This is a genomic window from Pseudomonas sp. LBUM1661, from assembly GCF_059695925.1.
In genome coordinates, this window is sequence record NZ_CP166794.1 from 2,233,637 (window position 1) to 2,246,302 (window position 12,666).

Annotated in this window: 10 protein-coding genes; 9 read left to right on the forward strand and 1 reads right to left on the reverse strand. The window is 61.2% G+C overall.

Annotated features, from left to right (window positions below):
* Window positions 1–58: 58 nt before the first annotated feature.
* Window positions 59–949 (reverse strand): LysR family transcriptional regulator, encoded by an 891-nt coding sequence (locus ACA057_RS10305; RefSeq protein ID WP_059404444.1) that lies wholly within the window; start codon window positions 947–949, stop codon window positions 59–61.
* Window positions 950–1,096: 147 nt separating this feature from the next.
* Here ACA057_RS10305 and leuC point away from each other — a divergent pair, with 147 nt between their 5' ends.
* From leuC to ACA057_RS10350, 9 genes are all read left to right on the forward strand, one after another.
* Entirely contained in the window at window positions 1,097–2,515 is a 1,419-nt protein-coding gene (gene leuC / locus ACA057_RS10310; RefSeq protein WP_401353483.1) for a 3-isopropylmalate dehydratase large subunit, read from the forward strand.
* Between the two features lie 10 nt (window positions 2,516–2,525).
* Complete coding sequence (gene leuD, locus ACA057_RS10315) at window positions 2,526–3,170, forward strand: 3-isopropylmalate dehydratase small subunit (protein ID WP_401353481.1); 645 nt, start codon at window positions 2,526–2,528, stop codon at window positions 3,168–3,170.
* Between the two features lie 152 nt (window positions 3,171–3,322).
* Window positions 3,323–4,090, forward strand: a complete 768-nt coding sequence (locus tag ACA057_RS10320; RefSeq protein ID WP_497348010.1) for a class I SAM-dependent methyltransferase — start codon at window positions 3,323–3,325, stop codon at window positions 4,088–4,090.
* 61 nt (window positions 4,091–4,151) lie between these two features.
* Window positions 4,152–5,234, forward strand: coding sequence for a 3-isopropylmalate dehydrogenase (leuB, locus tag ACA057_RS10325; protein WP_497348012.1), 1,083 nt, complete (start codon window positions 4,152–4,154; stop codon window positions 5,232–5,234).
* A 69-nt stretch (window positions 5,235–5,303) separates the two neighbouring features.
* On the forward strand, window positions 5,304–6,416 hold the full coding sequence (gene asd / locus ACA057_RS10330) for an aspartate-semialdehyde dehydrogenase (RefSeq protein WP_497348013.1): 1,113 nt from the start codon (window positions 5,304–5,306) through the stop codon (window positions 6,414–6,416).
* Window positions 6,417–6,670: 254 nt separating this feature from the next.
* Complete coding sequence (locus ACA057_RS10335; protein ID WP_497348015.1) at window positions 6,671–7,681, forward strand: aspartate-semialdehyde dehydrogenase; 1,011 nt, start codon at window positions 6,671–6,673, stop codon at window positions 7,679–7,681.
* A 208-nt stretch (window positions 7,682–7,889) separates the two neighbouring features.
* Window positions 7,890–10,709 (forward strand): motility hub landmark protein FimV, encoded by a 2,820-nt coding sequence (locus ACA057_RS10340; RefSeq protein WP_497348017.1) that lies wholly within the window; start codon window positions 7,890–7,892, stop codon window positions 10,707–10,709.
* A gap of 313 nt (window positions 10,710–11,022) precedes the next feature.
* Window positions 11,023–11,847: a tRNA pseudouridine(38-40) synthase TruA gene (gene truA / locus ACA057_RS10345; protein ID WP_497349853.1), complete on the forward strand. Its 825-nt coding sequence runs from the start codon at window positions 11,023–11,025 to the stop codon at window positions 11,845–11,847.
* A gap of 63 nt (window positions 11,848–11,910) precedes the next feature.
* Window positions 11,911–12,525 carry a phosphoribosylanthranilate isomerase gene (locus tag ACA057_RS10350; RefSeq protein ID WP_497348019.1) on the forward strand — a complete coding sequence of 205 codons (615 nt, stop codon included), beginning with the start codon at window positions 11,911–11,913 and terminating at the stop codon, window positions 12,523–12,525.
* Window positions 12,526–12,666 lie beyond the last annotated feature (141 nt).

Below are 12,666 nucleotides of genomic sequence, written 5' to 3' on the forward strand. Positions count from 1 at the left end.
CTTGGGCTGAGTTAGGCGTTAGGCACAGGGTTTCGCGGCTCTATAGAAGTAGCACAACTTAGCCTTGTTTCCCTGGCAGATCGATTTGTGCATCCAGCAGCGCCATGAAGGCCCGTGCTGCGTTCGACAACGTCCGTTCTGTGTGCAGGATATAGCCTAGCTGGCGAGTGAGTTGTATGCCCGGCAAAGGTATTCGTGCAACTTGTTCGTCAAGCATGGTGCGCGGCAACACGCTCCAGGCCAGACCGATAGAGACCATCATCTTGATGGTTTCCAGGTAATTGGTGCTCATGGCGATGTTCGGCGTCAGGCCTTGGGCCTCGAACAGGCGCCGGACGATGTGGTGGGTAAAGGTGTTGCCGCCGGGGAAAACCGCCGGGTGCAGGGCAATGTCCGCCAGGTTGACCGGGCCGTTGCTGATCAGCGAATGCTCCGGGGCGACCACGAAATCCAGCGGGTCGTCCCACACCGGCGTGGCCTTGACCAACGCATGAGGCTCCGGCGCCAGGGTGATGACCGCCAGCTCGGCGCGACCATGGAGGATTTCTTCGTAGGCCACTTCCGAATCGAGGAACTGAATATCCAGCGCCACTTGCGGGTAACGTCGTGTGAATTCCCTCAATAACGGCGGCAAGCGGTGCAGACCGATGTGGTGACTGGTGGCCAGGGTCAGGCGCCCGGACACTTCGCCGGTCAGGTTGGTCAGCGCACGGCGGGTGTCATCCAGCACGTTGAGAATCTGATAGGCCCGTGGCAGCAGGGCGCGGCCGGCCTCGGTCAGGCCGACTTCACGGCCCAGTCGATCGAACAGCCGCACCTTTAATTGCTGCTCCAGCCCGGCAATACGTTTGCTGATGGCCGGTTGCGTCAGGTGCAGCCGTTCACCGGCGCCGGAGAAGCTGCCGGTCTCGGCAATCGCGATAAAAGCGTTGAGGTTGGCCAGATCCATTTGTGGTATTCCAGTTGGTTATCCAAAGCATAAAAAATATGAATTTGAGTTATTTAATGTAACCCCCTAGGATCGACCTCACAAGCCAAGGGGTTATTGAATCGTTCAAGACCCAGGGCATAGAAACAAGCTGATGAGGACCGTCTGATGGCCGGCAAAACGCTTTACGACAAGCTCTGGGATTCGCATGAAGTGAAACGGCGCGACGATGGGTCGTCGCTGATCTATATCGACCGCCATATCATCCATGAAGTGACTTCGCCCCAAGCTTTCGAAGGCCTGCGTCTGGCCGGGCGCAAGCCTTGGCGCGTCGATTCGATCATCGCCACCCCGGACCACAACGTGCCCACCACGCCGGATCGCAAGGGCGGCATCGAAGCGATTACCGACCAGGTCTCGCGTCTGCAGGTGCAGACCCTTGATGACTATTGCGATGAATACGGCATCACCGAATTCAAAATGAATGACGTGCGCCAAGGCATCGTTCACGTGATCGGCCCGGAGCAGGGCGCCACCTTGCCGGGCATGACCGTGGTCTGCGGCGACTCGCACACCTCGACGCACGGCGCATTTGGCGCGCTGGCTCACGGTATCGGCACTTCCGAGGTCGAGCATGTGTTCGCCACGCAGTGCCTCGTCGCCAAAAAGATGAAGAATATGTTGGTGTCGGTCGAAGGCAAACTGCCGTTCGGCGTGACCGCCAAGGACATCGTGCTGGCCGTCATCGGCAAGATCGGCACCGCCGGCGGTAACGGCCATGCCATCGAGTTTGCCGGCAGCGCCATTCGCGACTTGTCCGTCGAAGGCCGCATGACCATCTGCAACATGTCCATCGAAGCCGGCGCCCGTGTGGGCCTGGTGGCTGCCGACGAAAAAACCGTGGAATACGTCAAGGGCCGTCCATTCGCCCCGAAAGGCGCGGAATGGGATATGGCAGTCGAAGCCTGGAAAGACCTGGTCTCCGACGCTGATGCCGTGTTCGACACCGTGGTTGAACTCGACGCCACTCAGATCAAGCCACAAGTCAGCTGGGGCACGTCGCCCGAGATGGTCTTGGCGGTTGATCAGAACGTGCCGGACCCAGCGAAAGAAATGGACCTGGTCAAGCGCGGTTCCATCGAGCGCGCCTTGAAATACATGGGGTTGAGCGCCAATCAGGCGATCACCGACATTCAGCTGGACCGTGTGTTCATCGGCTCCTGCACCAACTCGCGGATCGAAGACCTGCGTGCGGCGGCGGTCATCGCCAAGGGCCGCAAAGTGGCTTCGACCATCAAGCAAGCCATCGTGGTGCCGGGCTCGGGCCTGGTGAAGGCGCAAGCCGAGGCTGAAGGCCTGGACAAGATTTTCCTCGAAGCCGGTTTCGAGTGGCGTGAACCGGGTTGCTCGATGTGCCTGGCGATGAACCCGGACCGTTTGGAGTCGGGCGAGCATTGCGCCTCGACCTCCAACCGCAACTTCGAAGGCCGTCAGGGCGCCGGTGGCCGTACGCACCTGGTGAGCCCGGCGATGGCCGCGGCAGCTGCCGTCAACGGTCGTTTCATCGACGTTCGCGAACTGATCTGAGGAACCGCACATGAGAGCTTTTACCCAACACACCGGTTTGGTCGCGCCATTGGACCGTGCCAACGTCGACACCGACCAGATCATTCCGAAGCAGTTCTTGAAGTCGATCAAGCGCACCGGTTTTGGTCCGAACCTGTTCGATGAATGGCGTTACCTGGACGTGGGCTATGCCTACCAGGACAACTCCAAGCGCCCGCTGAACAAGGACTTCGTGCTCAATGCCGAGCGTTATCAAGGCGCCAGCGTGCTGCTGGCCCGCGAGAACTTCGGTTGCGGCTCCAGCCGCGAGCACGCGCCGTGGGCCCTGGAAGAGTACGGTTTCCGCAGCATTATCGCGCCGAGCTACGCCGACATTTTCTACAACAACAGCTTCAAGAACGGCTTGCTGCCGATCATCTTGACCGACGCTGAAGTGGACGAACTGTTCCAGCAAGTCGAGGCGAATCCGGGCTACCAGTTGACGGTCGACCTGCAAGCCCAGACCGTGACCCGGCCTGATGGCAAGGTCTACCACTTCGAGCTGGACGAATTCCGCAAGCATTGCCTGGTCAACGGCCTGGATGACATTGGCCTGACATTGCAGGACCACGAGGCGATTGCAACGTTTGAAGCCAAGCACCGGGCGAGCCAGCCTTGGTTGTTTCGCGACGTTTGATTGATCCGGGATTGATGTAGACCGGGCTGGCCCCATCGCGGGCAAGCCCGCTCCCACAGTGATTTTAGCCGTTCACAAACCTGTGGGAGCGGGCTTGCCCGCGATGAGGCCAGAACTGACACCACAAGACTCACCCCAAAAAGGAAGTCCCCATGACCCGCACCGCCCAGCACAGCCAAGTCGTACAAAAGCAATTCGGTGAACAGGCCTCGGCCTACCTGAGCAGCGCTGTCCACGCTCAAGGCACCGAATTCGCGCTGCTACAGGCTGAACTGGCAGGGCAGGGCGATGCACGCGTTCTGGACCTGGGCTGCGGCGCCGGTCACGTGAGTTTCCACGTCGCGTCGCTGGTGAAAGAAGTAGTGGCGTACGACCTGTCGCAGCAGATGCTCGATGTAGTCACCGCCGCAGCCCTTGATCGTGGCTTGAACAACGTGTCCACCGTCAACGGCGCCGCCGAGCGCCTGCCGTTCGCCGATGGCGAGTTCGATTTCGTCTTCAGCCGTTATTCGGCGCACCACTGGAGCGATCTCGGCCAAGCCCTGCGCGAAGTTCGCCGGGTGCTGAAACCGGGTGGCGTGGCGGCCTTCGTCGACGTGTTGTCACCGGGCAGCCCGTTGTTCGACACTTACCTGCAAAGCGTCGAAGTGCTGCGCGACACCAGTCATGTGCGCGATTATTCTGCCGGCGAGTGGTTGCGCCAGGTCAGCGAAGCGGGGCTGCATACCCGCAGCACCACCCGTCAGCGTCTGCGCCTGGAGTACACCAGCTGGGTCGAACGCATGCGCACGCCAGACGTGATGCGCGCCGCGATCCGCGCGTTGCAGCAGTCGATGGGCAATGAAGTGCGCGACTATTTTGAGATTGAGGCCGACGGTTCGTTCAGTACCGATGTGCTGGTACTGATGGCTGAAAAATAAGCGTCAAACGATTTTTTCCGGGGGTGCCCAAGGGCACACCGACTGATGACATGAGGAAAGCATGAGCAAGCAGATTCTGATTCTCCCAGGTGACGGTATTGGCCCGGAAATCATGGCCGAAGCGGTCAAGGTGCTGGAGCTGGCCAACGACAAGTACAGCCTGGGCTTCGAGCTGAGCCACGACGTAATCGGTGGCGCCGCCATCGACAAGCACGGCGTGCCGCTGGCCGACGAAACCCTGGAACGTGCCCGCGCAGCCGATGCTGTGCTGCTGGGCGCCGTGGGCGGCCCGAAATGGGACGCCATCGAGCGTGACATCCGCCCTGAGCGTGGTCTGCTGAAAATCCGTGCGCAACTGGGCCTGTTCGGCAACCTGCGCCCTGCGATCCTGTACCCGCAACTGGCCGAAGCTTCGAGCCTGAAGGCAGAGATCGTTTCCGGTCTGGACATCCTGATCGTCCGCGAACTGACCGGCGGCATCTACTTTGGCGCCCCGCGTGGCACGCGCACCCTCGAAAACGGCGAGCGCCAGTCCTACGACACGCTGCCGTACAGCGAAAGCGAGATCCGCCGCATCGCCCGTGTCGGTTTCGACATGGCCATGGTCCGCGGCAAGAAACTCTGCTCGGTGGACAAGGCCAACGTGCTGGCTTCCAGCCAACTGTGGCGTGAAATCGTCGAAGAAGTGGCCAAGGATTACCCGGAAGTCGAACTGAGCCACATGTACGTTGACAACGCCGCCATGCAACTGGTGCGTGCTCCGAAGCAATTCGATGTGATCGTCACCGACAACATGTTCGGCGATATCCTGTCCGACCAGGCGTCGATGCTCACCGGTTCCATCGGCATGCTGCCATCAGCGTCGCTGGACACCCACAACAAGGGCATGTACGAGCCTTGCCACGGTTCGGCGCCGGACATCGCCGGCCAGGGCATCGCCAACCCGCTGGCGACCATTTTGTCGGTGTCGATGATGCTGCGTTACAGCTTCAATCTGCAGGATGCGGCCGATGCGATCGAGAAGGCCGTTAGTCTGGTATTGGACCAAGGCCTGCGCACAGGCGACATCTGGTCGGTCGGTTGCACTAAAGTCGGTACGCAGGAAATGGGCGACGCAGTAGTCGCCGCGCTGCGGAATCTGTAATCTCTCGGGCCCGCTGCCACTTTCAACGACGAAAGCAGCGGCCCACTTTTTAAAGAAGGTGTAGTTGCGATGAAACGTGTAGGTCTGATCGGTTGGCGCGGTATGGTCGGTTCCGTGCTCATGCAGCGGATGCTGGAAGAGCAGGATTTCGATCTTATTGAGCCGGTGTTTTTCACCACTTCCAATGTCGGTGGCCAAGGCCCGTCCGTGGGTAAGGACATTGCTCCGCTCAAGGACGCTTACAGCATTGAAGAGCTGAAAACCCTCGACGTGATTCTGACCTGCCAGGGCGGCGACTACACCAGCGAAGTGTTCCCTAAACTGCGCGAAGCCGGCTGGCAGGGTTACTGGATCGACGCCGCTTCCAGCCTGCGCATGCAGGATGATGCGGTGATCGTGCTGGACCCGGTGAACCGCAAGGTCATCGACCAGCAGCTCGACGCGGGCACCAAGAACTACATCGGCGGCAATTGCACCGTCAGCCTGATGCTGATGGGCCTGGGCGGTCTGTTCGACGCCGGTCTGGTCGAGTGGATGAGCGCCATGACCTATCAGGCGGCCTCCGGTGCCGGCGCGCAGAACATGCGTGAACTGATCAAGCAAATGGGCGCGACCCACGCTGCTGTCGCCGATCAACTGGCCGATCCGGCCAGCGCGATTCTCGACATCGACCGCCGTGTGGCCGAAGCCATGCGCAGCGACGCGTACCCGACTGAAAACTTCGGCGTACCGCTGGCCGGCAGCCTGATCCCGTGGATCGACAAAGAACTGCCGAACGGTCAGAGCCGTGAAGAGTGGAAGGCCCAGGCGGAGACCAACAAGATCCTCGGTCGCTTCAAGAGCCCGATCCCGGTGGACGGCATCTGCGTGCGCATCGGCGCCATGCGTTGCCACAGCCAGGCGCTGACCATCAAGCTGAACAAAGACGTGCCGATCGCCGACATCGAAGGGCTGATCAGCCAGCACAACCCTTGGGTCAAGCTGGTGCCGAACAACCGCGAAGCGAGCATTCAGGAACTGAGCCCGACGAAAGTCACCGGCACCCTGAACGTACCGGTTGGCCGTCTGCGCAAGCTGAACATGGGCACGCAGTACGTTGGCGCGTTCACCGTCGGCGACCAGCTGCTGTGGGGCGCGGCCGAACCGCTGCGTCGCATGCTGCGGATCCTGCTTGAGCGTTGATCGATTGAAGCAATGAAAGAACCCGTGCCTTGCAAGAGGCGCGGGTTTTTTTTACACGACAGTCTGAGGGAGATTGGTTGCCTGATACTCCGTCATCGCGGGCAAGCCCGCTCCCACAGGGTTGAGCGCGATCCTTGTGGGAGCGGGCTTGCCCGCGATGAGGTCGGAACAGGCGCCGCAAATCTTCGCCGAATTGCCTGCATGCCAACCACCCGGTAAAGTGCCGCTCCCCCCGTTTCGCCAGAGGTAGAACCATGAGCCAGTCCTTTGATATTGCCGTGATCGGCGCCACCGGTACTGTCGGCGAAACACTCGTCCAGATTCTCGAAGAGCGGGATTTTCCGGTCGGCAACTTGCACTTGCTGGCCAGCAGCGAATCGGCCGGGCATTCGGTGCCGTTTCGCGGCAAGAACGTGCGGGTGCGTGAAGTCGACGAGTTCGATTTCAGCAAAGTCCAACTGGTGTTTTTTGCGGCCGGCCCGGCGGTGACCTTGAGTTTCGCTTCGCGCGCCCACGCTGCCGGTTGCGCGCTGATCGACCTGTCCGGCGCCTTGCCGGCCGATCAGGCGCCGCAAGTGGTGCCCGAAGCCAATGCCCACGTGCTGGCCGGTCTGAAAAAGCCTTTTCAGGTCAGCAGCCCAAGCCCGTCGGCCACCACGCTGGCGGTAGTGCTGGCGCCGTTGCTCGGTTTGCTCGACCTGCAACGCATCAACCTGACCGCCAGCCTGGCCGTCTCCGCCCAAGGCCGTGAAGCCGTGACCGAGTTGGCGCGACAAACCGCCGAACTGCTCAACGTGCGCCCGCTGGAGCCGACCTTTTTCGATCGGCAGATGGCCTTCAACCTGTTGGCCCAGGTCGGCAAGCCTGATGAGCAGGGTCACACGCTGCTGGAAAAGCGCCTGGTGCGTGAATTGCGTCAGGTCATGGACCTGCCTTTATTAAAGATTTCCGTTACTTGCATTCAAGCCCCGGTGTTTTTTGGCGATAGCTTTAACGTGACCTTGCAATGCGCGAGCGACATCGACCTGGCGAAAGTCAACGCCGCCCTGGAAGACGCGCCCGGCATCGAGCTGGTAGAAGCTGGCGATTACCCGACGCCGGTCGGTGACGCGGTAGGGCAGGACGTGGTGTACGTTGGTCGGGTTCGCCATGGGATCGACGACCTGTCGGAACTTAATGTATGGCTGACGTCAGATAACGTACGCAAGGGCGCGGCGCTCAATGCTGTGCAGGTGGCCGAATTGTTGATAAAAGACCTGCTGTAAAAGATACTTGGCAACAAATTTTCGAATGAATCCAGCCGGGCGTTATGCTTGGCCGGATTGCTGATGGCGAGTCACCCTGTGGGACTTTCCGGGGCATGAATGAAACGATCGCGCGCGACGACTTTTCGTTGCCGCGCGCAATGCCTTACGGCAGCGACTATCAACACCTTCTCGCTGGCCGAGGAATGTTCAAACAAAGGAAGAGGCTATGGTTCAAGTTCGCAAACTGGTGTTAGCAATAGCGGCCGCCTCGGCGCTGTCCTCCGGTATGGCGCATGCACTCGGGCTCGGGGAACTGACCCTGAAATCGACGCTGAACCAGCCGTTGGTGGCGGAAATCGAGTTGCTCGACGTCAAGGACCTCACCGCTGCCGAAGTGGTGCCGAGCCTGGCTTCGCCAGAAGATTTCGCCAAGGCCGGTGTCGACCGCCAGGCGTTTCTCAATGACCTGACCTTTACGCCAGTGCTCAACGCCAGCGGCAAAAGCATCCTGCGTGTGACTTCCAGCAAGCCGCTCTCTGAGCCGATGGTGAAATTCCTGGTTCAGGTGATGTGGCCCAACGGTCGGCTGCTGCGCGATTACAGCGTGCTGCTCGATCCGTCCAAATTCTCGCCGCAAACCGCTGAAGCGGCTGCGCAGCCTGCACCGACCCAGGACGTCAGCGCGCCAGTGACCGGTGCGACCAAGCCAACCCAATACACCACGACGCCGCGCGATACCCTGTGGGAGATCGCGGCGAAGGCGCGTAATGGCGGCTCGGTTCAACAAACCATGCTGGCCATCCAGGCGCTGAACCCCGATGCCTTTATCGACGGCAACATCAACCGGCTCAAAACCGGTCAGGTGCTGCGTCTGCCGGACCAGGCCCAGAGCACCAGCCTGCCGCAACCGAAAGCCATTGCCATCGTGCACGCGCAGAACACTGCGTGGCGTCAGGGCCGTCGCTATGTGGCCCAGCCTGGCACCGGGCAGCAGCAACTCGATGCCACCAACCGTGCTCGCGGTGAAGGCCCGTCGTCGCAAGCGGCCACCGACAAGCTGAGCCTGGTCTCTGCCCCGACGGGCAAGGCCGGTGGCAAAGGTGCTGCGGGCGATGCCAAGAACCTGAGCAACAAGCTGGCCGTGACTCAGGAAAGCCTCGACACGACCCGTCGTGACAACGCCGAACTGAAAAGCCGCATGACCGATCTGCAAAGTCAGTTGGACAAGCTGCAGCGCCTGATCGAGCTGAAGAACAATCAATTGGCCAAGTTGCAGGCTGAAGGTGCCGAGGGGGCTGCGGCGCCTGCTGCAACCGCGCCGGCGATCTCGGCCGAACTGGCGGCTAGCCCTGCGGCCACACCGGCAGAAGCTACGCCAGCCACGCCTGCTCCGGCGGCGGCTGCGCCCGAGGCCACTCCGGCTCCGGTCGAGAAGCCCATCGAGCCAACGCCAGCAGCGTCCGACGAACAGAAGTTCAACGAGCTGCTGACCAATCCGCTGCTGCTTGGTCTGGTCGGCGGCGGTGCGGTGGTTCTGTTGCTCTTGCTGCTGTTGCTGGCCCGTCGCCGCAAAGCCCAGCAAGAAGCCGAAAAACATCTGCGCATGGCGCGTGCATTGGCTGAAGAACAAGCGTTTTACCCCGAGAGCGACCTGCCGGAAAGCAGCTTCGAAGGTCTGGAAGTTCCGCCGCCGAGCGTGAAGCTCGCGACCGCGCCGGCGCCTGAGCCAGCTCCAACACCAACACCGGCCCCTGCGCCGGTAATTGCTCCGGTTGTGGTCACACCGCCAATTGCCGCGCCACTGGTATCGCCCGCTGCCGATCGCGATGACAGCGTGCTGGGCAAGGCGCAGTCGCACATCAACGCGGGTCGTCTGAATCAGGCCGCTGCATTGCTGGAAGATGGCATCAAGCAAGAACCGCAACGTAGCGACCTGCGCCTCAAGCTGATGGAGGTCTACGGTCAGCAAGGCGACCGCGATGCGTTCGTCGTCCAGGAGCGCCAGTTGGTGGCCAACGGTGACAACTTCGCCCAGGTCGAGAAGCTGAAAAGCCGCTTCCCGGCCATGGCCATCGCGGCGGCGGGTGGTATCGCCGCTGCCGCCATGGCTGCCGAGCTGGACGCGCAATACGTCAAGGACCTGCTGCTGGACGAGCCTGAAGCGCCAGCACCGGCATCGGCCGATGACGACTTCGACAGCGCCTTCGATCTGAGTCTGGATGATCTGGACAGCGCTTCTCCTGCGGTGACTGCGGCTCCTGACACCGCGACTGAGCTGGAAGACTTCCCGCTGGACGACGATCTGAGCCTGGATGATCTCGAAACCGTTGCTCCCGCGGTGGCCGCAGCACCTGAGCCCGAGACCACTGCCGAGCTGGACGACTTCCCGCTGGAAGACGATCTGAGTCTGGATGATCTGGAGTTTGCTGCCCCGGCGGTGGCTGCTGCACCTGAGACCACGACCGATCTGGAAGACTTCCCGCTGGGCGACGACCTGAGCTTCGAGTCGGTGTTGAAGCAGCAAACCGAGATCAAGGAAAACCTCGACGACCTGTCGGACTTCGACCTGGACATGGACCTCGGTGGCAATCCTTCGCCGGCGACCCTGGCCGAGGACGATTTCCTGTTGAGCCTGGACGACGACGTCAAGGACCTGCCTGGCGCTGATGCGCCGTATGTTCCTGCAGCTACGCCGGACGATCTGGAGTTGCCCGCCGATTTCGACCTGTCGCTGGCTGACGAGATGGACGCCCCTGACGCGTTTGCTGTCGAACTGGATGACGTCAACGCCGAGCTGGATCGTCTGTCCCAAAGCATTGCCGAGCCGACCTTTACGGCGGAAGACGCTTTGGCCTCAGCGGCCGACGAGCCGGAGTTCGATTTCCTCTCCGGCACCGACGAAGTCGCCACCAAGCTCGATCTGGCCCAGGCCTACATCGACATGGGCGACGCCGATGGTGCGCGGGACATCCTCAATGAGGTGGTGACCGAAGGCGACGACGGCCAGAAGAACGAAGCCAAGGAAATGCTTTCACGCCTGGCTTGAGTGATGGGTTCGATGTAAACAAAACGGCAGCCGATGAGGCTGCCGTTTTTGTTTCTGCCGTTGGTGCAATGGTGACTGTCAGGCCTCATCGCGAGCAGGCTCGCTCCCACATTGGATCTCTAGTGTTCACAAAAACCCTGTGGGAGCGAGCCTGCTCGCGATGAGGCCGGCACATCCACTATAAATTTCGACCCGGCAGGCCCCAAAAAACACACGGCTCTGGCATCCGGGTCCCACGGCCTTATAATGCCCGCCTTTGCGTACATCAGCAGGCTGTCACCCCTTGGCAAATATAGATAACCCGGCCGCCGAAATGGCGGCCGACGGCTTTTTCCGGATCGCGTTGGGCGTTGAATACAAAGGCTCGCGTTATCGTGGCTGGCAGCGCCAGGCCTCCGGCGTGCTCACCGTCCAGGAAACTCTCGAAAAGGCCTTGTCCAAAGTCGCCGACTCGCCCGTGTCGCTGCTCTGCGCCGGGCGCACCGATGCCGGTGTGCATGCCTGCGGTCAGGTGGTGCATTTCGATACGCAGGTCGAGCGTTCGATGAAAGCCTGGGTCATGGGCGCCAATATCAACTTGCCGCATGACGTCAGTGTCAGTTGGGCCAAGGTCATGCCGGGGCATTTTCATGCACGGTTCAAGGCCATCGCCCGGCGCTATCGCTACGTGATCTACAACGATCAGATCCGCCCGGCGCACCTGAACGAAGAAATCACCTGGAATCACCGCCCGCTGGACGTCGAGCGCATGGCCGAGGCCGCGCAGTATCTGGTCGGCACCCACGATTTCAGCGCCTTCCGCGCCGGCCAGTGCCAGGCCAAGTCGCCCATCAAGGAACTGCATCACCTGCGCGTCACACGCCACGGCAAGATGATCGTGCTGGACATCCGCGCCAGCGCCTTCCTGCACCACATGGTGCGCAACATCGCCGGTGTGCTGATGACCATCGGTGCCGGCGAGCGCCCGGTGGAGTGGATGAAAGAAGTGCTGGAAAGCCGCATTCGCCGTTCTGGCGGAGTGACGGCGCACCCGTACGGCCTCTATCTGGTGCAGGTCGAGTACCGCGACGAGTTCGAATTGCCCGAGCGATACATCGGGCCGCACTTCCTGACCGGCTTCTCTGAACTTGACGGCTGACGCCCTCGAACGCATTTGTTACCATCCGGGACTTTCTCGGATTTGCCCTGAGGTTCTATCGACATGTCAGCCGTTCGCAGCAAGATTTGTGGGATTACCCGCATAGAAGATGCGTTGGCGGCGGTCGACGCCGGGGCTGACGCGATCGGGTTTGTGTTCTACGCCAAAAGCCCACGGGCCGTGACGTTTCAGCAGGCGCGCTCGATCATCCAGGCGCTGCCGCCGTTCGTCACCACCGTGGGGTTGTTCGTCAACGCCAGCCGCTGCGAGTTGGGGGAAATCCTCGACGCCGTGCCGCTGGACCTGTTGCAGTTCCATGGCGACGAAACCGCGGCCGACTGCGAAGGCTGGCACCGTCCGTACATCAAGGCGCTGCGGGTCAAGGCGGGTGACGACATTGCAGCGGCTTGCGACGCCTATCCGAGCGCCAGCGGTATTTTGCTCGACACCTACGTCGAAGGCGTTCCCGGCGGAACCGGTGAAGCGTTCGACTGGTCACTGATACCGCAAGGCCTCAGCAAACCGATCATCCTGGCGGGTGGCTTGACCGCAGATAACGTTGCCGAGGCGATTGCCCGGGTCAAGCCGTACGCGGTAGACGTCAGTGGCGGGGTAGAGGCGAGCAAGGGCATCAAGGATCACGCAAAGATTCAGGCATTCATCAAAGCAGTACGTTGATGTGACGGCTGGCACACTGCCGCCGTCCACAGGCATGGCTGAGGGTTTTTGGACTGTACGCAGGTCACGTTTAGCTGATCCGGCAACCCACCGATCATCGCCGCACACATGAATTTAGCTCAAGGGCATACGCGGGGCTGC